Origin of the sequence: Cryobacterium cryoconiti, assembly GCF_004403065.1 — a bacterium.
In the GTDB taxonomy this organism is placed as follows: Bacteria; Actinomycetota; Actinomycetes; order Actinomycetales; family Microbacteriaceae; genus Cryobacterium; species Cryobacterium cryoconiti.
In genome coordinates, this window is sequence record NZ_SOHA01000005.1 from 37,092 (window position 1) to 59,885 (window position 22,794).

The following is a 22,794-nucleotide window of genomic DNA, read 5'->3' on the forward strand; positions in this document are numbered from 1 at the left end:
CTTCGGGATCCGATGAGGGTAGGGGTGATGCAATGGGCACGTCGGGATTCACCAAACGCAGATCCGTCGGCGGGGTGCTCACAGCCCTCCTGGGCATCACGGTGATGAGTGTGGTCGCCGGGCTCCTCGTCACCGCCGGCGTGACCCCGGTCGTTGCGCTGACCGGCCTCGGCGCGACCAACGCGATCACGGTCTTCGAGAACCTGCCCGGCTACCTGGCCATCGACAAGCTGTCGCAGAAGAGCAACATCTACGCCACCCAGAACGACGGCACGCCTCTGCTGCTGGCGTCGTTCTACGATCAGAACCGGATCGAGGTGGGCTGGGACGAGATCAGCAGTTACGCCAGGGACGCCGTCATCGCTAGTGAGGACCCGCGCTTCTATGAGCACGGCGGCGTGGACGCCCAGGGAACGCTCCGGGCGGCGCTGACGACCGCGGTCGGCGGAGTGACGCAGGGGGGATCGTCGATCACCCAGCAGTACGTCAAGAATGTGCGGGTGCAGAAATGCGAACTCGAAACGGACATCCTGCTGCAGAAGCGCTGCTACAACGCCGTGACCGAGACGAGCCCCGACCGCAAGATCAAGGAGATGCGTCTCGCGATCGGAGTCGAGAAAAAGTTCCCCAAGAACGACATTCTGCGCCAGTACCTCAACATCACCGGCTTCGGCGGAACCGTGTATGGGATCGAGGCCGCCGCGAACTACTACTACAGCACGACCGCGGCCGCTCTCACTCTGCCGCAGGCCGCCAGTCTCGTGGCGATCGTGAACAACCCGGCCAAGTTCCGCCTGGACAACCCTGCAAGCGAAACCAACGGAGCGGCCAACGGCTACGCGGTCAATAAGGCCCGCCGGGATTACATCCTGCGTGAGATGCTCCGCTACCAGAAGATCACGGCCGAGGAATTCCGGGCCGCCCGCACCACGCCGGTCGAGCCGGTCATCCAGGAGCCGAGCACGGGCTGCCAGACCGCCCGTGGCGCCGCCTACTTCTGCGATTACGTGACAAACCTGCTCCGGAACGACCCGGCGTTCGGCGCCGACGAGGAAACCCGCCTGCTCAACTTCCGGCGGGGCGGCTACGACATCTACACCACCCTCGACCTGGACCTTCAGCGAGCGGCGGAGGAGACCATAGCGGCGAATGTCCCGATGGAGTACCCCGGCTGGGATGTGGGCAGCGTGGTCACGAGCGTGCAGGTGGGAACGGGGCGCGTGCTGGCGATGGCGCAGAACAAGCTGTACAGCCAGGATCCGGTCGTCACGGCCACCAGTGCCGCCTACACCGGCGTCAATTACAACACCGACTACGCCGAGGGCGGTTCGCGGGGGTTCCAGCCCGGCTCGACCTACAAGGTGTTCACGCTCGCCGAATGGCTGAAGACCGGGCACCGGCTCGACGAGCGCGTCGACTCGGCCCGCGAAGCCAACTGGGGAACGTTCAACGACAGTTGCCGGGGACCGCAGAACTATGACGCCCAGAACTGGAATCCACGAAATGACGCCGGGGAGAGTGGCGGAAACTACAGCGCGCTCGAGTCGACGCTCGGCTCCATCAATACGGGGTTCATCGGGATGGCCAAGGTGCTCGACCTGTGCGGCATCCGTCAGACGGCCGAATCATTCGGTGTGCATCGCGCCGACGGTGACCCGCTGGCGCAGTCGGCGGCGTCCGTGATCGGAACGAACGAGGTGGCGCCTCTGAGCATGGCCGTTGCCTTCGCGGGTATCGCCAACCGCGGGGTGACCTGCTCGCCGGTCGCGATCGACCGCATCGTGGGCGCGGACGGCGACGAGGTGCCGCCGCCGGAGTCGACATGCTCCCCGTCGGTGGCCCCGTCGGTGGCCGCCGGCATGGTCTTCGCGATGCGCCGGGTGATGACCGACGGCACGGCGCAGCAGTCCTGGGGTGCCACGGAACCCCGGGTGCCGCTGATCGGGAAGACCGGAACAACGGATGGCGGCAAGGACACCTGGATGGTCGGCGCCAGCTCCAAGGTGGCGACCGTGGCGGCCGTGGTCAGCGTCACGGGGGAGGCTCGTCAGCGGTCGATCAGCTTCGCAAGCGGCCCGGCGGCCACGGCGCGGCACCGGATGTGGCCCTTCGTGATGTCGGTCGCCAACGCCAAGTACGGCGGGGATGAAATGGAGGAGATCGGTCCGCCCCCGGTCGTCGTGCCGGTCTCGGATGCCGGGGATACCGATGACTCGACGGATGATGCCGACGACTAGGACTCGGCGATGACGACGAGTGCTTCGTTGTGCTTGAGGAAACCCGGCTTCCAGGGTGGGTCGAAGCGGGCGAAGTAGGGCTGGCCGGCCGGGAGGAGACCCTCACGGCGCACGGCCTCGATGAGGAGGGCGCCGTTCTGCGTGAATCGCTCGTCACTCCAGCCGCCGCTGAAGCGACGGGCGGCGACGGTGCGCTCGGCCACCTCCTTCGTGCTGACCTGCGCGTTGCGGGGCACGGGAACCTCCGCGGCGGGCATCCCCGCGGGGAGGACGAAGCTGATCGTGTGGCTTCGCGGGGTCGTGGTCTCCTGGATCACCGGCGCGGTCATCGCGATGCGCGTGGAGGTGTCATTGTTGCCGCTGATGTACTGGAAGAGCGGTGCGAAGCCACGATTGCCGGCCCCGGAGAAATCCCCGGCAACCTCAACCTGTACGAGCACGGTGCGGGGGTAGTGGCGCAGTTCGAAATCGGCGTACTGACGCAGCACGTCGTAGCGCTGGTTCTCGGTCATGCATATCAGTTTAGGCGCGCATCAGGCGGTGCGCCGGGGCCAGAGGTGGTGAACATTCTCGGTGGCCATGGCGGCCAGTTCCGCGGCCAACTCGTCGGCCAGATCGTGCGCACGGTCGGCATGTCGGGCGGCCGCTTCGGCGGCGTGACGCGTCGCGACCCGGCGGGAGACATCCGTGAGGTCCCAGAGGTTCTCGCCCGTGACCGAGACGCCCTTCGCGCCCGACCGGCGGGTGCGGCCGCGCACCAGCATCTGGTGGGTGTGGAACACCGGGCCGCCGATGCGCTCCTGAGCGTCGTGGAAGAAGACGACATTGGACACCGGTCCGGAGCCGTCGTCGAGGCTGACGAAGACCACCCGGCGCCCGCCCCGCATCGGCGGTGTGTTCGTGGCTCGGCGAACCCCGGCCAGGAGCACCTCGGTTCCGCCGGGCAGATTGACCAGCTCGGCAGCGGGTGTGACGCCCAGTTCGGTGAAGAGCGGGTAGTAGCGGGCCATCTGATGCCCGGCCACCGCGAGGCCGAGGCTCTGCAGCTCGAGGTCGGACTGGGTGCGCCCGCGCAGCTCCAGAGAGGTCACCGCGGTGAACCGGGAGCCCTCGTATTCGAGCACGGGCAGGGGCACATCGAAGGCGAGCTGGTCGTCGTGGATGGTGACCGCGGTGCCGCGCAGCGACTGGATATGCGCCAGCAGCTCGTGGCGCCGGGCGCGGTCGTAGCCGATGAATGAGTCGAGCGCCCCCACCCGGGCCAGAGCCTCGAAGGTGCTGCGCCGGGGGCGAACCCGATCGCGAAAGTCCTGCAACGAGGTGAACGGCTGGTGGCGAACGATGCGGGCGCGTTCGGCCGCCGTGCAGCCGGCCAGTTCGGGCAGGGCCAGGCGGATGCCGCGTTGCCCGCCGCCGTCGATCTGCTCCACCCGGTAGTCCAGTGCGCTGCTCTGCACGTCGAGACCGAGCACGGGCACGCCGAGGTTGCGCGCCTCGGCCACGATCAGGTCCTTCGGCCACATGCCGGGGGCGTGCGTGAGCAGGCCGGCGAGGAACACCGCCGGATGATGCGTCTTCAACCAGGCGGACTGATAGGTGGGAAGGGCGAACGCGGCGCCGTGCGCCTTGGCGAAACCGAAGCTGCCGAACCCGGCGAGCACCGTCCAGACCCGGTCGATCACGTCGGGCGCGAAGCCGCGCTCGGCGGCACGCTCGCGCACGAACTCCTCGATGCGGGGAAGCTGCTCGGGCTTGCCCAGGTGACGGCGGAAGACGTCCGCCCGGCCGAGCCCGCACCCGGTGAGCTCGTTGAACAGGTGCATCACCTGCTCGTGGAAGATCACCACGCCCTCGGTCTCCCGCAGGAACGGCTCGAACCGAGGGTGGATGTAGTCGGGGGCAACCTCGCCGTGCCGGGCCTGAAGGTATTTCAGAGGCATGTTGTTCTTCATCGGGCCGGGCCGGAACAGGGAGATCTCGACGGTCAGGTCGTTGAAGACCCGCGGCTGCAGTTTGCCGACCAGCTCCATCTGGCCTGGCGACTCGATCTGGAAGATGCCCAGGGTGCGGGTGGAGCGGATCAGCTCGAAGGTGGCCGGGTCGTCGAGGGGAATCCGGTCGAGGTCGATGCTCTCGCCGGAGAGACGATGGTGCTCCTCGACGGCGTGGGCCATGGCCGACTGCATGCGCACGCCGAGGATGTCGAGTTTGATCAGGCCCATCGGGTCCATGTCGTGCTTGTCGAACTGGGACATAGGCAGCCCCATGCCGGACGCCTGCACGGGCGTGCGGTCGAGCAGTGACGCGTCGGAGAGGATGACCCCGCACGGATGCACCGAAATGTGCCGGGGCAACCGGTCGAGTTTGGCGGTGAGGTCGACGAGCAGCTCGAGCTGCGAGGACGCCCGCACCTCGGCGGCGAAGTCGGCCAGTTCGGGTTTCTCGGCCAGGGCCCGCCGGAAGTCCCGGGCGTTGAACCGCCAGATCTGCTTGGCGACGGCGGCGACCTCTTCGTGGTTCATGCCGAGGGCAAGGCCCGCATCCCGCACCGCGCCCCGGCCGCGGTAGGCATTCGTCATGGACATCAGCGACACCCGGTCGCTGCCGAAGGTGTCGAAGAGCGTTCGGTAGATGTCGTGGCGGCGTGCCGATTCCACGTCGATATCGATGTCGGGCAGGGTTTGCCGTTCGGGGGAGAGGAAACGTTCCCAGAGCAGGCCGTTGGAGATGGGCTCGACGGAGGAGGTGCGCAGGGCGTAATTGAGGACCGAACCCACCCCGGACCCTCGTGCCTGGATGCGGATGCCCATGCCTCGGATGATGTCCGCCACCCGGGCGACGGTGAGGAAATACCCGGCGAATCCGAGCTGCTCGACGGTCTTCAGCTCATGCGCCAGGCGGGCATGTGCCGCCTCGCCCAGCGCGGAGTGGGAGTACAGGCCGTCGATGCCGGCGCTGGCCCGGGCGCGCAGCTCGGTGAGCGGGTCGCCCGTGACCCCGATGATGCGCGCCTCCGGCATGCGGGGCCGGCCGAGCCCGATGTCGGAGTCCGGGTCGAGGCTGCACCGGTCGGCGAGCAGCTCCGTGTCGCGGAAGAGCCGGTCCACGGCGCCGTCGTCGTGCAGCCCGGCATCGACGACCATGCGGGCCACCTGCCGCATGGCGCCCTCGGGCTTCAGCCAGGCCTGCCCGTTGCTCTGCAGCTGCTCGAGGTCCGCCAACGCCGTCAGAGTCCGGGCGGCGTCGGCCAGGTCGGCGGTGACGGCCTCGTCGGGGGTGCCGTACCGAACGGCGTTGGTGAGCACAGCAGGCACGGCGGCGTGCTCGAAGAGGGCGAGCATGCGGGTGGCCGGCGTCACGCTGCCGGTCGTGCCCGGCTCGGCCAGGTGGCAGACGATCTCGCCGGCCACCGACTGCGGCGGCATGGTGCGCAGCCAGGTGCTGAGGCAGGATCCGGCTGCGTCCGTGTCGCGGCGCTCGACCGATTGGCCCACATCGGAGGCAGGCCCGAGCAGCACCGTGAGGCAGCTGAGCCCGGCCAGCTCGGCCAGCCGGGTGCGGGCGATGCTGGGCTGGCCCGGTGATCGGTGGGCGGCGCTGACCGCGCGGCAGAGGGCGGCGTAGCCACGGCCGTCCAGGTTGCCATGGGCGAGCACGACGACCCGGCCCAGCGGCTGCCCGTCGTCGTCGTGCACCGCGAGGTCGGCGCCCAGCCCCGGCCGGATACCCTCCGCCACGCACGCACGCACATGCTTGACGGCGCCGTAGAGGCCGTCGCGGTCGGTGAGGGCGAGAAAGGAACCGTTCTGCTCCCGCGTCTGCTCGGCCAGCGCCTCGGGGAGCGTGACCCCGAAGTGGGTGGAGTAGGCGCTCGCGACATGGAGGTGCGAAAACATGTGTGTACTCCTTTGGCAGCCTGGTCGAATGCGCGACTTAGAACAAGTGTTCGATGTAGGGAGTGTACGTCACACGGGCGACACGCGCCACCGTCAGTCTGGTTGAGCCGGCTCTCTGGATAGGCTGGGGAACCCAGTCGCCGTTCCCGGTTGCCCCGCCCTCGTGCATCGCCTCGTTTGGAGATCCCCATGACAACCCCCACTTCGTCCTGGACGGATTACCTCGGCCGGGCTTCCATCCGATCCGGCCAGGCCCTTCTGGTGCTCGCGCTGCTCGTGGTGGCGATCTTCGGGATCACCCAGCTCAAGCTGGTCTTCATCCCGCTTCTGCTCGCGCTGATCGTGGCGTCGGCGCTGCGCCCCGTCATGAGGTTCCTGCTGGCCCGCGGGGCGAACGAGTCCCTCGCCGCGGCGATCACCCTGATCGGGAGCGTCGCGGTCTTCGGCGGCGTCGTCACCCTCGTCGTGTTCGGCATCCGTGGTGAGTGGAACACCCTGTTCACCTCGGCCAATGAGGGCCTGGACGCACTGCAGGATCTCCTCACCAGCGGCACGCTGCCGATCGATTCCGCCCAGATCGATTCGGTGCGGGAGTCGGTCATCGCGTTCGCCACCAGCAGCCAGTTCGGGTCCGGTGCTCTGGCCGGGGTCTCCGTGGCCGCCGAGATCGTGGCCGGCCTGGTGCTCGGCCTCGTCGTGCTGTTCTACTTCCTCAAGGACGGCCCCCACATCTGGAGCTTCCTGATCCAGCCGCTCGCCGGCACGCGGCACGCGCGCGCCGTTCGGATCGGCCTGCGCAGCGTCGAGGTGTTCGGCAACTATGTGCGCGGCACGGCGATCGTCGCCTTCGTCGACGCCCTGTTCATCGGGATCGGACTGTGGATCCTGCAGGTTCCGCTCGCGCTGCCGCTCGCCGTCATCGTGTTCGTCGGCGCCTTCATCCCCATCGTCGGGGCGACGGCCGCCGGCATCCTGGCCGCCCTGGTCGCCCTGGTCACGAACGACCTGACCACCGCCATCATCGTGGTCGCGATCGTGGTGGGTGTGAACCAGCTCGAGGGCAACTTCCTCTCCCCGGTGGTGCTCGGCAAGTCGCTGCGCCTGCACGGCCTTGTCATTCTGCTGGCCCTGACGGCCGGCACGATCCTGGGCGGCATCGTCGGCGCGATCATCTCCGTGCCGATCGCCGCCGTGGGCTGGGCCGTCATCAAGGCCTGGAACGCGCCCACCCTGCCGCCCGTTCCCGTACAGCCGGTCGCGTCGGCCGAATCCGTCCCGCCTGGACTCTCGATCGGGGCGGCCGGCGCGACGGTCTAGCCGCCCGCACCGGGCGATCAGTCGAAGGCGGACAGGCCCGTCACAGCACGGCCCACCAGCAGGGCGTTGATCTCGTAACTGCCCTCGTAGGAATAGATCGCCTCGGCGTCGGCGAAGATCTTGGCCATTTCGTACCGGGTGCTGATGCCGTTGCCGCCGAGCAGCCCGCGACCCAGGGCCACCGTTTCGCGCATCCGGGTCGTGCAGGCGGCCTTCGCGAGGGCCGCCTGGTCCATCGTGAGCCGCCCGCTCTCCTGCAGCCGCGCCAGCTGCACCATCAGCGACAGCGACAGGGTCGCATTGCCGATCATGCGGGAGAGCTGTTCCTGCACCAGCTGAAAGGATGCGATGGGCCGGCCGAACTGGCGTCGCTCCAGGGCGTAGGCGCGGGCCACGTCGAAGGCGGCGAACTGCTGGCCGACCGCCTGCCACGACACCCAGACCCGGGAGTTGCGCAGCAGCACGTTCGTGTCCTGGAAGCTCCGGCTGCCCGGCAGCCAGTTCGTGAACGGGATCCGGACATCCGTCAGGGTGATGTCGGCGTTCTGCACGATCCGCACCGCGATCTTGTTCTCGATCGGGGTGGCCGTGAACCCGGGCCGCTCCTTCTCGACGATGAATCCCTTGATCTGCCGGTCAGCGGTGTCCCGGGCCCAGACCAGCACGTAGTCGGCCATGGCGCCGTTGCCGATCCAGCGTTTGGTGCCGTTGAGCACCCACTCGTCGCCGCACCGGGTGGCCGTGGTCTCCATCATCCGGGAGATGTCGGAGCCGTGCTCCGGTTCGGTCAGGGCGAAGGCGCCGATCTTCTCCAGCGCCAGGAGGCCCGGCAGCAGACGCTCGCGCTGCTCGGGCGAGCCGAGCTCGTCGACGGCCGCGGCGAACAGTTCGTGGTGCACGCCGTAGAACGTGGAGATCGAGGTGTCGGCCCGGGTCAGCTCCATCTGCAGCAGCCCCGTGAGCAGGTGGCTGGTCGGCGCAGCACCGGTCGCGGCGAGGTTCTGCGCGGCGAGGTTCTGTGCGGCGAGGCGGGGCAGCAGCTCGAACGGGAACTCGGCCCGGTTCCAATAGTCCACGGCGAGCGGGCGCACCTCGGTCTGGTAGAACGCCCGTGCGGCGGCCAGCCGCTCGCGCTCATCCGGCGTGAGCAGATCGATGACGAAGATCAGGTCGGCGTCGACGTAGGGTGGGGCCTGATCCGGTACCGGCCCCTGGCCGAGACCGCCACCGAGCCCGAGCTCCTGCTCACCCAGGGGCGCGAAGAACGCGTCGACGGATGCCCGCGTCACCTCGCCGAGGCCGGCCGGCGACCACCGGGGGCTGCGGTCCTTGTCGATCACCTGGGCCCGGATGCCCTCCTGCAGTTCGCTCCGCTGCAGGAAGCGCAGCGTCACTCGGTATTCCTGGTCGAGCACCTCATCCAGGCTCGGGAGCCGCCGGGCCCGGCGGAGCGACGCCAGCGTGACCGTGAGGGCGGTCGGCGACCTCATGAGGATGAGGGCGGCGGTGTCCCGCGCTACCTTCTCCGGAGAGTTCTGCAGGGCGGCGACGATCTCGCCCACATCGTCGAACGCGTAGCACTCGTCGATCCAGTGCCGCTGGGCGAGGAGAGCGGACGGCGGGGGAGTCTCGGCGAGGGCGCGCACCGCCTCGACCGCGCCGGTCCGGGCCAGGGCGCGGGCGAGATCCGGGAGCCGGGCGCTCGGCACGAAATGGTCCGCCAGACCCAGCGCGATGGCATCGGACCCGGAGGCCGTCGCGGCGGTCAGGGCAAGGTGGGTGCCGAGCTCGCCGGGAGCCCGGGACAACAGCCAGGTACCGCCGACGTCAGGCACGAAGCCGATCGCGGTCTCCGGCATCCCCAGCCGTGTGCGCTCGGTCACGATCCGGGTGTTCGCGTGGCCGGAGACGCCGACCCCGCCGCCGAGCACGACGCCGTCCATCACCGCCACATAGGGTTTGGGATACCGCTGGATCTCTGCGTTCAGGTGGTACTCATCGGCGAAGAAGCGGGCGGCCTCGGCGTCGGCGTCCGCGCGCGTGTCCGCCGCCACGTCCCCGCCGCCGCGGTAGATCGCCACGATGTCGCCCCCGGCGCAGAGCCCCCGGTCGCCACTGCCGGTCAGGAGAACAGTCTCGACCTGGTCGTCGGCGGCCCAGCCGGCCAGCACCGCGGACATCCGTGTGATCATCGCGTGGGTGAGTGCGTTCAATGCCGCCGGACGGTTCAGAACGATCTCTGCGAGTCGTCCGTCACGGCGCAACAGCAGGTCCGGCCGGTCATCGATGAACTCGAGCATGGCCCCACGCTACCGGTACGGGCTCGGATCGCTCGGAAGCGGCTCGGAAGCCACTCCGCGGCGACTCAGAAACGGGCGAGCAGCTCCGTCTTCTTGGCATCGAATTCCGCGTCGGTGACGATCCCCGCGTCGCGCAGCCGGCCCAGCTGCAGCAGCTGGCCGACGGGTCCGGCCTCGATCGCGCGGGTGTCCGCAGCGGGTCGCGGCGCAGCCTCGAGCACGAGCGGCTCCGGGCCGGGACCGGCGGGCAGTTCGGGCGCCGGGGCCGGAGTGTGGGCGGCACCCTGCGACATCCGGTCGATCCCGGCCAGGGCGATGGCCGAGACGATGAACACCATGTGGATGATGACCTGCCAGAGCACGCCGTCCCAGGTGTAGACGTCGCCGGTGATGCTCTCCTGGCCCGCCGTCGACGTGGAGCCGCGGGCGGCGAGGTCGCCGACCTCGATGAACGTCTTGAGCAGGTGGATCGATGAGATGCCGACGATGGCCATGGCGAGCTTGACCTTGAGCACGTTCGCGTTGACGTGGGAGAGCCACTCGGGCTGGTCGGGGTGGCCGTCGATGGCGATCTTCGACACGAAGGTCTCGTAACCGCCGATGATGACCATGATCAGCAGGTTGGCGATCATGACGACGTCGATCAGGCCGAGCACGCCGAGCATGATGGTGACCTCTTCGATCACGATCCCGTCGGGGCCGGGGTGCGTGAACGCGTGCAGCACGCCCTCGCCGAGGTGGATGAGCTCGACCATGAAGACGATCACATAGATGACCTGGGCGACGATGAGGCCGATGTAGAGGGGAGCCTGGAGCCAGCGGCTGAAGAAGATCATCAGGCCGACGCTTTTCACCCAGCCGGACTGGGAGCGGAAGGAGGTGGCGGTGGAGGTTTCAGTCACCGGGTAATCCTAGGGGGAGGCCGGATGGGAGAGCGCTGTATCCGGGTGTCGGGGTAGCGTGGTGCTCGTGAGCGGGAAGCCGGTGAAGGCCAGGGCGACCGGGGGTACCCGGCGGCTTCCTGTCCCGTCGGTGCGCGTGCGCATCCTGGCGACGATTCTGCTGGTGGCGGCGGCAGGCATGTTCGCCGCCGCCACGACCGCCTATGTCGTGCAGCGCGAGAGAACGCTGGCCGCCGTCGACGCGTCGCTGACGGATGCCGTCGACGACGCCCGCTTCGTCGCCGCCGACGCGGGGGAGACGACGCTGAACGGGGTGCTCGGCCAGGTCGTGCAGAGCATCCGTCCCGGAACCAACGAGACGACCCTCGCGATCATCGACGGCTCCGCGGCCCTCGCGCCCGGCGGCGACGTGGACTTCCGGCTCGAAGACGATGCGGCGTTCGTCGCCCGGGTCACCGCGGAGACCAGAGACGGGAATGTCGTTCTCGGCACCGTCAGCAGCCCCGGGCAGACCGTGCGCTACGTGGCTGCGCCGGTCAGTGTCGCGAACGATCCCGGCGAGGGGGTCTTCGTGGCCGCGTTCGACCTCGACGCCGAGCTCGGGCCGGTGACGGATGCCTGGTCCACCTCCCTGCGGGTCACGCTCCTCGCCCTGGTGGTGCTGGGGCTGGTGGGCTGGTTCGTCTCCGGTCGGCTGCTCGCACCCATCCGTTCGCTGCGCGAGGCCGCGGCCCGGATCACCGCCTCGGACGTGAGTGAGCGCATCCCGGTGGAGGGCCGCGACGATGTGTCCGAGCTGACCCGCACCGTGAACGACATGCTCGACCGGCTCGAGGGTGCCCTGACCGGGCAGCGCCGGTTGCTCGACGACGTGGGGCACGAGCTCAAGACCCCGATCACGATCGTGCGCGGGCACCTCGAGCTGATGGACGCCGACGACCCCGCCGACGTGCGGGCCACCCGGAGCCTCGCGATCGACGAACTCGACCGGATGAACGGTCTCGTGCGCGACATCTCCGCCCTGGCCGAGCTGCAGCGGCCGATGCGCCTGACCCGCACGCCCGTGGACATCGCGGCCCTCACGGAGCAGGTGCGCACCAAGGCCGCCGCACTGTCAGGCCAGCGCTGGGTGAGCACCCGGACGGCGCACGTCGTGGCGCCGGTCGACGCGGAGAAACTGACGCAGGCCCTCCTGCAGCTCGCGGCGAACGCCGCCAGCCACGGTGCGGCCGGCGGCACGGTCGACGTCGGCAGCTCCGCCGACCAGGACGCCGCCGGAGCCCCGCGGCTACGCCTGTGGGTGCGTGACGACGGCCCCGGGATCGAAGTCGAGACGCAGGACCACCTCTTCGAGCGCTTCCACCGCGGCGGCGGCGGGCGCGGCACGGCCGGCTCCGGGCTCGGCCTCGCGATCGTACTGGCCATCGCGCGTGCCCACGGCGGCACCGTCTCGGTCGATTCGGCCCCCGGGGCCGGCGCCACCTTCACGATCGAGCTGCCGCTGCTGCCGATCGAGACCAGCCCCGAAACGACGGAGACCTGACCGTGAGCCGAATCCTCATCGCCGAAGACGAACTGCGCATCTCCTCCTTCATCGAGAAGGGCCTGGCCGCCGCCGGCTTCACCACCGTCACGGTCTCCTCCGGGCTCGACGCGCTGGACTACGCGCTGACCGGCGGGTTCGACCTGCTGGTGCTGGACATCGGCCTGCCCGGCATCGACGGCTACGAGGTGCTGCGCCGGCTGCGCGCCGAACCGTCGACGCTGCCGGTGATCGTGCTCACGGCCAGGGACTCGGCGGAGGACACCCTCGCCAGCCTGCAGGGCGGGGCGAACGACTACATGGCCAAGCCGTTCCGCTTCGACGAGCTGCTGGCGCGGATCCGGTTGCGACTCACGGATGCCGTGCGCGTCGCCCCGGCCCTGCTCGCCGTCCCGGGGCTCGAGCTCGACCTGCGCACCCGCCGTGCCATCGTGGGTGACCGGCAGGTCGACCTGTCAGCCCGGGAGTTCGCCCTCGCGGAGGAGTTCCTGCGCAATCCGGACCAGGTGCTGAGCCGCGAACAGCTGCTCAGCCGGGTGTGGGGCTACGACTTCGACCCCGGCTCCAACATCGTCGACGTCTACGTGGGTTACCTTCGGGCGAAGTTCGGCGCCGCTCGGATCGAAACGGTCAGAGGTATGGGCTACCGGCTGCGCTGAGGGGAGAGCGCGGCCGATAGCCCGGTGGGGGTGTGGAAGTCAGTCGTCGCTGTCGTCGCTGTCGTCGCCGGAGTCCTCGTGACCTGAGTCGTCAGAGTCGTCGTAGTCGTCGTAGTCGTCAGAGTCGTCGGAGTCGTCGGAGTCGTCGTAGGCGTCGGAGTCGTCGTGACCGGAGTCGTCGACGCGTCCGTCGCTGTCGTCGGGGGCATCGTTGACGTCGTCGGCGCCGTTGCCTCCGCCGACGCGTCCGTCGCTGTCATCGGGCGCGTCGCTCACGTCATCGGTGACTCCCGGGAACACGAGCGGAGTGGGGACATCCGTGGCGGTGTCATCGCTCGACACGCCGGAGACCGGCGTCGTGGGCGTCACCCCGGTGTCGGCCTGGGCAGCCAGAAGTCCGATCGACAGGAGACCGGCGATACCGACGGCGGAGAGGGCGATGGTGTGCTTGGTGCGGATCTGGAACATGGCCTGACCTTTCATCTGCGCCGACTTCGGCGGGGGCTTCGGTGGGAATCACCTGGCTCTCACTCTTCCGCGAGGAGATGAGGCCCGAACCAGAGGGTTGTGAGAGCTCTCTCATCCGGGGTGCTGCGTCAGTCGTCGGGCCGGTCTCCGCCGTTGTCATCGCCGCCATCGATCGCGTCGTCATCCCCGTCGTCGTCGACGACCAGCGGCGCCGGGGCCGGCACCAACGCGGGCGACCCGGGCTCTGACGTGGGGGAGACCGGAGCAGGTGTGGAGGGCGAAGCCGGTGAGGTCGGGCCCGGTGCGGGGTCCACCTCCACGACCAGGGCCGGCACGTCCACGGCCTGCCCCGGCTGATCCGCGATGGCAAGACCGCTCACCAGGGCGAGGGCGCCGGCCGACGCCAGGAGGACGCCGATGCCGGCTCCGATCAGCAGCAGCGAGCTCCGACGCGGGCGGGAGGGGCGCGAATCGCTCATGGTCTTCTCCGATCGACGAATACGGTTCAGTCTGGACCGTGTGGATGAGACTCAGGCACGGGTCGGATGAGAACTCTCTCATCTCCGCCGCAGCCAGGTTGCCTTCCACTGAGTGGGAACAACCGGCCCGGTCGGCACCGTGACCCCGCAGGATGACACCATCACCTGTCACCGTCGCTAGGAGAAACCCGTGTCCCCAGAAAACACCCGTGTCGCCATCATCGGCGCCGGCCCTGCCGGTCTTCTCCTGGCCTGGGCCCTGCGCGACGCCGGCATCGACTCGATCGTGGTCGAGAACCGCTCCCAGGACTACGTGCTCGCCCGCATCCGGGCCGGCGTGCTCGAACAGAGCGCCGTCGAAACCCTCACCCGGCTCGGCCTCGGCGAGCGCCTCCACGCCGAGGGGCTCGAGCACGACGGCATCTACCTGCAATTCGCCGGCGAGCGCCGCAACGTCGACTTCAACGAGCTGATCGGTCGCACGGTCACGGTCTACGGTCAGCAGGAGGTCGTCAAGGACCTGATCACGGCGCACACCGCCGCGGGCTCGACGATCTACTACGAGGCGGCGGATGTCCAGGTGCTGGGTCTCGAGTCGAAGACCCCCCGGGTCACGTTCGTCCACGACCGGGAAGCCCACTCGATAGCGGCCGACTTCATCATCGGCGCCGACGGTTTCCACGGCGTCTGCCGGGCGTCCATCCCCCCGACGGCGCTCACCCTCTACGACCGCAGCTACCCGTTCGCCTGGCTGGGCATCCTCGCCGACGTTCCGCCCTCGACCGACGAGCTGATCTACGCGCTGCACGAGGACGGCTTCGCCATGCACTCGATGCGCTCGCCGCAGGTGTCCCGCCTGTACCTGCAGGTCGACACCGCCGACTCCATCGACCAGTGGTCGGATGAGCGCATCTGGGAGGCGCTGCAGACGCGGCTGGCCGTTCCCGGCTGGACGCTGAACGAGGGTGCCATCACCGACAAGTCGATCACCCCCATGCGCAGCTTCGTCGCCTCCCGGCTCTCCTACGGCAACCTGTTCCTTGCCGGGGACTCCGGGCACATCGTGCCGCCCACCGGAGCGAAGGGTCTCAACTCGGCCATCGCCGACGTGACCCTGCTCGGCGCCGCCCTGGTCAGCCACTACGCGGGGGACGACGCGCCTCTGTCCGGCTACGGGGAAACCGCGCTCCGCCGCCAGTGGCGGGTGCAGCAGTTCTCCCAGTCGATGACCGAGATGCTGCACCGAGACCCCAGCGACCTGCAGTCGGCGGCGTTCAACTACCGCAGCCAGCTCGGCCGGCTCGACTACCTGACCGACTCCGTGATCGCGCAGCGGGAACTCGCCGAGCAGTACACCGGCCTCCCGTTCTAGCTGCCCAGGAACAGAGAGGAATGACCATGAAAGACCACACCTCGCAGTCCGAGATCAACGACGAGATGCGCGCCATCGAAGCGGAGGCGCGCGCCCGCGTCGACGACGGTGGAGCACCCGAACTGCACCCGCGGCGCAACTACCCGCCGTACCGCAGCTCGATCCTGCGCCACCCGACCCACGAACTCGTGCGCGTCGACCCGGAGGAAGTCGAACTGTTCTCGCCGGCGTTCGGCCACACCGACGTGAACGTGCTGGAGAGCGACCTCACGATCCAGCACCGCGGCGAACCCCTCGGCGAGCGCATGACGGTTTCGGGCCGGGTGCTCGACGGCGAAGGCCGCCCGGTGCGTCGGCAGCTGATCGAAATCTGGCAGGCGAACGCGGGCGGACGCTACGTGCACAAGCGCGACCAGCATCCGGCGCCGCTCGACCCCAACTTCACCGGTGTCGGCCGCGTGATCACAGGCGAGAACGGCGAGTACTCGTTCACCACGATCAAGCCGGGACCGTACCCCTGGCGCAACCACCTGAACGCCTGGCGGCCCGCGCACATCCACTTCTCGCTGTTCGGCACCGCGTTCACCCAGCGCCTGATCACCCAGATGTACTTCCCGGGGGACCCCCTGTTCGCGCTGGACCCGATCTACCAGTCGATCACCGACCCGGCCGCCCGCGCCCGTCTGGTGGGCACCTACGACCACGACCTGAGCGTTCCCGAATGGTCGCTCGGCTACAACTGGGACATCGTGCTCACCGGCCCCAAAGCCACCTGGATGGAGAGCGAGGAAGCCCATGACTGAGCCGAAGCCCACGGAGTTCATTCAGACCCCGTCGCAGACCGTGGGTCCGTTCTACGGTTTCGCGCTGCCCTACGAGCGGGGCCCCGAGCTCGTGCCGGGCCGGCACCCGCACGCGATCCGCCTGCACGGCACCGTGACGGATGGCGCGGGCGACCCGGTACCGGATGCGATCCTCGAGCTGTGGCAGGCCGACGAGACCGGCGCCATCAGCCGGGAACAGGGAGCCCTCGACCGCGACGGCTTCACCTTCACCGGATTCGGACGTGCGGCGGTGGACCAGGCCGGCCACTTCACCTTCACCACCGTGAAGCCCGGCTCCGTCGGCGGGGGTGCCCCGTACATCGTCGTCACCGTCTTCGCCCGGGGACTGATCCACCACCTGTTCACCCGCGCCTACTTCCCCGAAGACGCCGAGGCGCACCGTCGCGACGCGGTGCTGGGCGCCGTGCCCCCCGCCCGCCGGGCCACCCTGGTCTGCGTGGCCGACGGCCACCCGGGCGGAACACCGTCCTACCGGTTCGACGTGAGGCTGCAGGGCGCCGACGAGACCGTGTTCCTGGACTTCGATGCCTGAGCGAGCCGGCGAGGGGGCCGGGTCCTACGACGTCGGCCTGCTGCACCCGCTCGGCTTCGGCAGCCGCGCCGACGAGCTGACCGGCGACGCAGCCTGGCTGCAGGCGATGGTCGACGTCGAGCTGGCCCTGACCCGCGGGCTGGTCGCCGCCGGGCTGGCCCCGGACTGGATGACCACGGTCTGCGACGAGCTGTCGGATGCCGGACGACTCGACCTGGCCCGGATCGCAGTCGAGGGGCAGGGTGGCGGCAACCCCGTGATCCCGCTGGTGACGCACCTGGCGGCGGCCGCCGAGAGCCGCCGGCCCGGGGCATCCGACCACCTGCACGTGGGCGCGACGAGCCAGGACATCCTCGACACCGCCGCCATGCTCGTCGCACACCGGGTGGCCGGCGAGCTCGCGGCCGGGCTGTTCGATCTGGCCGGCAGCCTCTCGGCGCTCGCCGACCGGCACCGCGGCACGGTGATGGCCGGGCGCACCCTCGGCCAGCAGGCCTCCCCGACCAGCTTCGGCTTCATCGCCGCCGGCTGGCTCGACGCCGTGCTGACGGCCGCCGAGCAGCTCGATCGGGTGCGGGCGAGCCTGCCCGTGCAATTGGGCGGCGCCGTCGGCAACCGTGCCGTTCTGAGCGATATCGCCCGGTCCCGCCTGCCCGCAGTGCCGGCCACGCAGACGGTCGATGCGGTCACGACGCACCTGGCCGCCGAGCTCGGACTCCGCGTGCCCGGAATCGGCTGGCACACCAACCGGTTGCCCGTGACCGGGCTGGCCGCGGCGCTCGCCGCCGTGGCCGGGAGCGTCGGCACCTTCGCCCTCGACGTCACCGTGCTCTCCCGCACCGAGATCGCCGAGGTCGGTGAGCGGCTGGCGGCCGGCCAGGGCGGATCCTCCGCGATGCCGCACAAGCGCAACCCGGTGACGGCCGTGCTGGTGACGGCGGCCGCCCGGCAGACTCCCGCGCTCGCCGCCACCCTGTTCGGCAGCCTGCTCGCCGAGGACCAGCGTCCCGGCGGAGCCTGGCACGCCGAGTGGCAGAGCCTGCGACTGCTCGAGCGGCTGACCCTCGGCGCGGTCGCCGGCGCCGCCTCGCTGGCGGGCCGGCTCGACGTGGACGCGGAACGGATGCTGCGCAACCTCGACCTGACCGACGGCCTGGTGTACAGCGAACGGGTGACCACCCTGCTCGCCGAGGCCCTCGGCAAGGCCGCGGCGTTCGCCCTGGTGCAGCGCGCGGCGGAGGAGGCCCAGCGCACCCGTCGCCCGCTGCGGGTGGTGCTGGCCGCCCTGATCACCGCCGGCGGTCACCCCGAGGAGCTCCGGTCGCGGGTGTGGACCGCGTTCGACGACGACCTCAGCCTCGGGCAGACCGACGCCGGCATCGACCGGGTGCTCGCCCGGTACCGTGGAGCCACAGAGACGAAGGGGACACCGTCATGACCCAGCCCACCATCCGCGGCACAGTCGCACCGGCGCCGGCCGCGGGCACGCTGCCGCTGCTCGTGCTCGGCCCGTCGCTCGGCACCACCACCGCGCTCTGGGACGGTGTGGCCGCACGGCTCTCCGCCTCCTGGAGGGTGCTCTGCTTCGACCTGCCCGGCCACGGCGTCAGCCCCGCCACCCGGGAACCGTTCACCGTTGCGGAGGTCGCCGATGCCGTGATCGCCCTCGTCGACTCGGTCGGCGGGGGAGCCTTCCACTACGCCGGGGTGTCGTTCAGCGGTGCCGTCGGACTCGAGCTGGCCCTGCGCCACCCGGAGCGCCTGCAGAGCCTCGCCGTCATCTGCTCCGCGGCCCGGATCGGCACTGTCGCCGGCTGGGTCGAGCGGGCCGCCCGGATCCGTGGCAGCGGAACGCCCTCCATCATCGCGGGCAGTGCCGAACGGTGGTTCGCGCCCGGGTTCCTCGACCGCGACCCGGCCGCCGGCTCCGCCGCGCTGGACCAACTCCTCGACGTCGACGACGAGTCGTACGCGCTCTGCTGCGAGGCCCTCGCTGAGTTCGACGTGACGGATGCCGCGGCGGGCATCCGTGTTCCCACCCTCTGCGTCGCGGGTGAGTTCGACCGGTCCACCCCGCCCGCCCAACTGGCCGCCCTGGCCCGCCGCATCCCGGGGGCCCGGCTGGAGACCATCGACGGGGCGGCACATCTGGCCCCGCTCGAGCGGCCTGCCGAGGCGGCAGCCCTGCTGGAGGCCCACCTGGGCCGTCAGGCGGCGCGCTCCCGCACCGCGGCGGAGACCTACTCCGAGGGAATGGCTGTGCGCCGCGCGGTTCTCGGTGACGCGCACGTTGACGCTGCGACCGCCGCGATCACCCCGGAGACCGCCGACTTCCAGGACTTCATCACCCGCTACGCGTGGGGGGAGATCTGGAGCCGGCCCGGCCTGGACCGGCGCACCCGCAGCTTCCTCACCCTGGCCTGCCTGGTGAGCGGCGGGCACGAGAACGAACTGGGCATGCACGTGCGCGCGGCCCTGACCAACGGGCTGACCCGCAGGGAGATCAGCGAGGCCATCCTGCACACCGCGATCTACGCAGGGGTGCCGGCGGCGAATTCCGCGCTCACCGTGGTGCGCGATACCTTCACGACCATCGACGCGCAGCGCTCGAACTGACGGACCAAAGGACTGTTCCATGGATAAGACGTTCACTTCTGCCGCGGCCGCCGTCGCCGACATCCCGGATGGCGCCTCCCTCGCCGTCGGCGGGTTCGGCCTGGTCGGCGTGCCGATCGTGCTGATCCGCGCTCTCCTCGCGCAGGGCACCACCGACCTCCGGGTGGTCTCCAACAACTGCGGCGTCGACGGCTGGGGCCTCGGCGAACTGCTGCGGGAGGGGCGGATCAGCCGGGTGATCGCCTCCTACATCGGCGAGAACAGGGACTTCGCCCGCCGCTACCTCGGCGGCGAGCTCGAGGTCGAACTGACCCCGCAGGGCACCCTCGCCGAGCGGCTCCGGGCCGGCGGCAGCGGCATCCCCGCCTTCTTCACCGCCAGCGGCGTCGGCACCATGGTCGCCGAGGGCGGACTGCCCTGGCGCTACGGGCCCGACGGCCAGGTGACGGTGTCGTCGCCGCCCAAGGAGACGCGCACCTTCGCCTCGCTCCGCGGCGGGGAGAAGGAGTATGTGCTCGAGGAGGCGATCGTCACCGACTACGCCCTTGTGCGCGCCGCGAAGGGCGACCGGCACGGCAACCTCGTGTTCGAGAAATCCGCCCGCAACTTCAACCCGGTCGCCGGCATGGCCGGACGCCTCACCATCGCCGAGGTCGACGAACTGGTCGAGCCGGGGGAGCTCGACCCGGATGCCATCCACCTCGCCGGCATCTACGTGCACCGCATCGTCGAGCTCTCCGGCGCCCTGGCCGCCGACCTGCCGATCGAGAAGACCACCACCCGGCCGCGGCCCGCCGCATCCGTCGCAAAGGACCGCTGATCATGCCGTTGACCCGCAATGAGATGGCCGCGCGCGCCGCGCAGGAACTCACCCCCGACAGCTACGTCAACCTCGGGATCGGGCTGCCCACGCTGATCCCCAACTTCCTGCCGGAGGGGGTGCACGTCATCCTGCACTCCGAGAACGGGGTGCTCGGTGTGGGCCCGTACCCGTGGGAGGGCGAGGAGGACCCGAAGCTGATCAACGCCGGCAAGGAGACCATCACGGTCAACCCCGGGGCCAGCTACTTCGACTCGGCGCAGAGTTTCGGCATGATCCGCGGCGGCCTGATCGACGTGGCCGTGCTCGGCGCGATGCAGGTCTCCCGGTCCGGCGACATCGCCAACTGGGCCGTGCCCGGCAAGATGATCAAGGGCATGGGCGGCGCCATGGACCTCGTGCACGGCGCCGACACCGTCATCGTCGTGATGGAGCACACCGCGAAGAACGGCGACTTCAAGATCGTGAACGAGTGCTCTCTGCCACTGACCGGCAAACGCGTCGTCACCCGCATCATCACCGATCTGGCCGTGATCGACGTGACGCCGGAGGGACTCGTGCTGCGGGAGATCGCGCCCGGCCTCACCGTGGCCGAGGTGCAGGCGGCCACCGAGGTGCCGTTGCTCGTGCCGAAGACGCCCACGCTCATCCACACGCGTCTCACTGCGTCCGAACCCGAACCCGGGCCCGCGTCATGAGGGACGTCGTCATCTGCGAACCGCTGCGCACCCCGATCGGCCGGTTCGGCGGTGTCTTCGCGGCCGTCGCGCCCGCCGACCTCGCCGCGGCGGTGATCGCGGCGCTGCTGGAACGAACCGGAATCGACGGGGCCGTGGTCGACGACGTGATCCTCGGCCAGGGCTACCCGACCGCGGAGGCGGCCTCCGTGGCACGTGTCGCCGCCCTGAACGCCGGCCTGCCCGTGACGGTCGGCGGCGTGCAGGTGGACCGGCGCTGCGGCTCGGGGCTGCAGGCCATCCTCGACGCGGCCATGCAGGTGCAGACCGGTGTCAGCGACATGGTCGTCGCCGGCGGCGTCGAATCGATGAGCCAGGCCCCGTTCTACACCGTCGACTCCCGCTTCGGCGTGGGCGGCGGCGCCGGAATCCTGCTGCGGGACGCTCTCAGCCGCGGCCGCGAGACCGCGGGCGGTCGCCGCTACCCGGTGCCCGGGGGCATGCTCGAAACCGCCGAGAACCTGCGCCGCGAATACGGCATCGGCCGCGCCGAGCAGGACGACCTGGCTCTCCGGTCGCAGGCGCGGGCATCCGTCGCCGTGGCCGAGGGCCGGTTCGACGACGAGATCGTGCCGGTGACGGTGCCGGGCCGGAAGGGACCGGTCGTGGTCTCCGCCGACGAGACCCCGCGGGCCGACAGCAGCCTCGAGGTGCTGGCGGGCCTCCGCCCGATCCTGCGAGAGACGGATGCCGACGCCACCGTCACCGCCGGAAACGCCAGCGGCCAGAACGACGCCGCGGCCGCGTGCATCGTGACCACCCCGGAACGGGCGGCCGAGCTCGGGCTGACCCCGCTGGTGCGGCTGGTCACGTGGGCGCGTGCCGGGGTGGAACCGTCCCGAATGGGGATCGGGCCGGTGCCGGCCACGGCCCGGGCGCTGCAGCGTGCGGGGCTGAGCCTGGCCGACATGGACCTGATCGAACTCAACGAGGCCTTCGCCGCGCAGGTTCTGGCGGTCAGCCGGGAATGGGAATTCGCCGAGGCGGACTGGGCACGCACCAATGTGAACGGGTCGGGCATCTCGCTCGGGCATCCGGTGGGAGCGACCGGGGCGCGCATCCTCGCCACCGGCGCCCGGCACCTGCACCGCACCGGTGGGCGCTACCTGCTCGAGACCATGTGCATCGGCGGCGGTCAGGGACTCGCCGCGATCTTCGAACGGGTGTAGCGAGCGGCCGTCGCAACCTTTCCCGCATCCGCGCGTACTCTGAACGTGTGAATTCTGAAGGAACGACCGACCGACGCGACGCGAACCGTGACTCGAGCACCATCAACCAGGTGACCGTGGCGCCGCTCGACCTGGCCGCGCACGTCGCGGACGTGTCGACGGGATCCTGCGGGGCCGTCGTGACCTTCATCGGCCAGGTGCGCGACCACGATCCCGACGCCGCCGGGCAGGTGACCGGCCTCGATTACAGCGCGCATCCGGATGCCGGCCGCATCCTGTCCGAGATTCTCGCCCGGGTCGCCGCGGAGTACCCGCAGGTGAACCTGTCGGTCAGCCATCGGATCGGCCACCTCGACGTGGGTGACCTGGCCCTGGTCGCGGCCGCGGCGAGCGCCCACCGCGCCGTCGCCTTCGAGGCCTGCGAGCGCCTGGTGGAAACCGTCAAGCTCGAGGTGCCGATCTGGAAGAAGCAATACGAGGTCGACGGGTCCACCGCCTGGGTCGGGCTGACCTGAACCGGCGTACGGATTCATAAAACGGACGTGTATCCTTTTTATTAGCGCACGGCTCGGTCGTGCCCCTGAGGAGGATCCATTCCATGACCGCCGAACCCATCACCCTGACCACCGCGCACACGTGCACCTGCAACCATGACGAGGCCGAGACCATCGTGCTCGACGGCCGCACCATCCCGCACGCGGTTCGTCACGCGGCCATCTTCGGTGCCCTGGAATCCATCCAGCCCGGCTTCTCGCTCGACCTGATCGCCCCGCACGACCCGCTGCCGCTGCTGGCGCAGTTGGAGAAGGCCCGACCCGGCGCGTTCACCGTGTCGTACGTGGAGCGTGGCCCGGAGGCCTGGCGCATCCGCTTCACCCGCGCCGCCTAGCCACCCGAGATCA

At 70.0% G+C, this 22,794-nt stretch carries 20 protein-coding genes; 14 read left to right on the forward strand and 6 right to left on the reverse strand.

Going from position 1 to position 22,794, the window contains the following annotated elements; translation table 11 throughout:
- The first annotated feature begins 32 nt into the window (after positions 1-32).
- Complete coding sequence (locus tag E3T49_RS01540) at positions 33-2,237, forward strand: transglycosylase domain-containing protein (protein ID WP_166785443.1); 2,205 nt, start codon at positions 33-35, stop codon at positions 2,235-2,237.
- Here E3T49_RS01540 and E3T49_RS01545 read toward each other — a convergent pair.
- Entirely contained in the window at positions 2,234-2,749 is a 516-nt protein-coding gene (locus tag E3T49_RS01545; RefSeq protein ID WP_134422843.1) for an SOUL family heme-binding protein, read from the reverse strand. The two genes, E3T49_RS01540 and E3T49_RS01545, sit on opposite strands and share 4 nt — an antisense overlap.
- Before the next feature lie 21 nt (positions 2,750-2,770).
- Entirely contained in the window at positions 2,771-6,133 is a 3,363-nt protein-coding gene (locus tag E3T49_RS01550) for a DNA polymerase III subunit alpha (RefSeq protein WP_134422845.1), read from the reverse strand.
- 189 nt (positions 6,134-6,322) lie between these two features.
- Between E3T49_RS01550 and E3T49_RS01555 the strand changes: the two genes are divergently transcribed.
- Positions 6,323-7,450, forward strand: coding sequence for an AI-2E family transporter (locus E3T49_RS01555; RefSeq protein ID WP_134422847.1), 1,128 nt, complete (start codon positions 6,323-6,325; stop codon positions 7,448-7,450).
- A 17-nt stretch (positions 7,451-7,467) separates the two neighbouring features.
- On the opposite strand, the gene E3T49_RS16785 is transcribed toward E3T49_RS01555, so the two are convergent.
- Positions 7,468-9,750 (reverse strand): 3-hydroxyisobutyryl-CoA hydrolase, encoded by a 2,283-nt coding sequence (locus tag E3T49_RS16785; RefSeq protein WP_134422849.1) that lies wholly within the window; start codon positions 9,748-9,750, stop codon positions 7,468-7,470.
- Between the two features lie 65 nt (positions 9,751-9,815).
- Positions 9,816-10,652, reverse strand: coding sequence for a TIGR00645 family protein (locus E3T49_RS01565; protein ID WP_134422851.1), 837 nt, complete (start codon positions 10,650-10,652; stop codon positions 9,816-9,818).
- A gap of 67 nt (positions 10,653-10,719) precedes the next feature.
- Here E3T49_RS01565 and E3T49_RS01570 point away from each other — a divergent pair, with 67 nt between their 5' ends.
- Entirely contained in the window at positions 10,720-12,195 is a 1,476-nt protein-coding gene (locus E3T49_RS01570) for a sensor histidine kinase (protein WP_134422853.1), read from the forward strand.
- Positions 12,196-12,197: 2 nt separating this feature from the next.
- Positions 12,198-12,854, forward strand: a complete 657-nt coding sequence (locus E3T49_RS01575) for a response regulator transcription factor (protein ID WP_134422855.1) — start codon at positions 12,198-12,200, stop codon at positions 12,852-12,854.
- Between the two features lie 39 nt (positions 12,855-12,893).
- On the opposite strand, the gene E3T49_RS16065 is transcribed toward E3T49_RS01575, so the two are convergent.
- The gene (locus E3T49_RS16065; RefSeq protein ID WP_166785444.1) at positions 12,894-13,337 is read right to left on the reverse strand and encodes a hypothetical protein; all 444 of its coding nucleotides are present in this window, start codon (positions 13,335-13,337) and stop codon (positions 12,894-12,896) included.
- A 113-nt stretch (positions 13,338-13,450) separates the two neighbouring features.
- Entirely contained in the window at positions 13,451-13,801 is a 351-nt protein-coding gene (locus E3T49_RS01585; protein WP_134422857.1) for a hypothetical protein, read from the reverse strand.
- A gap of 190 nt (positions 13,802-13,991) precedes the next feature.
- On the opposite strand from E3T49_RS01585, the gene E3T49_RS01590 reads away from it, so the two are divergent.
- The 10 genes from E3T49_RS01590 (at position 13,992) to E3T49_RS01635 (ending at position 22,781) form a co-directional block, all read left to right on the forward strand.
- The gene (locus tag E3T49_RS01590; RefSeq protein WP_134422859.1) at positions 13,992-15,173 is read left to right on the forward strand and encodes a 4-hydroxybenzoate 3-monooxygenase; all 1,182 of its coding nucleotides are present in this window, start codon (positions 13,992-13,994) and stop codon (positions 15,171-15,173) included.
- Positions 15,174-15,199: 26 nt separating this feature from the next.
- A complete protein-coding gene (gene pcaH / locus E3T49_RS01595) occupies positions 15,200-15,976 on the forward strand; it encodes a protocatechuate 3,4-dioxygenase subunit beta (RefSeq protein WP_241972584.1) in 777 nt (258 codons plus the stop codon).
- Positions 15,969-16,550 carry a protocatechuate 3,4-dioxygenase subunit alpha gene (gene pcaG / locus E3T49_RS01600; protein ID WP_134422863.1) on the forward strand — a complete coding sequence of 194 codons (582 nt, stop codon included), beginning with the start codon at positions 15,969-15,971 and terminating at the stop codon, positions 16,548-16,550. The genes pcaH and pcaG overlap by 8 nt, the downstream gene beginning before the upstream one ends.
- Positions 16,543-17,988, forward strand: coding sequence for a lyase family protein (locus tag E3T49_RS01605; RefSeq protein ID WP_134422865.1), 1,446 nt, complete (start codon positions 16,543-16,545; stop codon positions 17,986-17,988). The genes pcaG and E3T49_RS01605 overlap by 8 nt, the downstream gene beginning before the upstream one ends.
- Positions 17,985-19,166 (forward strand): bifunctional 3-oxoadipate enol-lactonase/4-carboxymuconolactone decarboxylase PcaDC, encoded by a 1,182-nt coding sequence (pcaDC, locus tag E3T49_RS16790; RefSeq protein ID WP_134422867.1) that lies wholly within the window; start codon positions 17,985-17,987, stop codon positions 19,164-19,166. The genes E3T49_RS01605 and pcaDC overlap by 4 nt, the downstream gene beginning before the upstream one ends.
- Positions 19,167-19,185: 19 nt before the next feature.
- Positions 19,186-19,986: a CoA transferase subunit A gene (locus E3T49_RS01615; RefSeq protein WP_134422869.1), complete on the forward strand. Its 801-nt coding sequence runs from the start codon at positions 19,186-19,188 to the stop codon at positions 19,984-19,986.
- 2 nt (positions 19,987-19,988) lie between these two features.
- On the forward strand, positions 19,989-20,684 hold the full coding sequence (locus E3T49_RS01620) for a CoA transferase subunit B (protein WP_134422871.1): 696 nt from the start codon (positions 19,989-19,991) through the stop codon (positions 20,682-20,684).
- On the forward strand, positions 20,681-21,892 hold the full coding sequence (locus tag E3T49_RS01625; RefSeq protein ID WP_134422873.1) for an acetyl-CoA C-acetyltransferase: 1,212 nt from the start codon (positions 20,681-20,683) through the stop codon (positions 21,890-21,892). Before E3T49_RS01620 ends, E3T49_RS01625 begins: the two co-directional genes overlap by 4 nt.
- A 47-nt stretch (positions 21,893-21,939) precedes the next feature.
- Complete coding sequence (locus E3T49_RS01630; RefSeq protein ID WP_241972585.1) at positions 21,940-22,407, forward strand: molybdenum cofactor biosynthesis protein MoaE; 468 nt, start codon at positions 21,940-21,942, stop codon at positions 22,405-22,407.
- A gap of 83 nt (positions 22,408-22,490) precedes the next feature.
- Positions 22,491-22,781: a DUF2249 domain-containing protein gene (locus tag E3T49_RS01635; protein ID WP_134422875.1), complete on the forward strand. Its 291-nt coding sequence runs from the start codon at positions 22,491-22,493 to the stop codon at positions 22,779-22,781.
- Positions 22,782-22,794 lie beyond the last annotated feature (13 nt).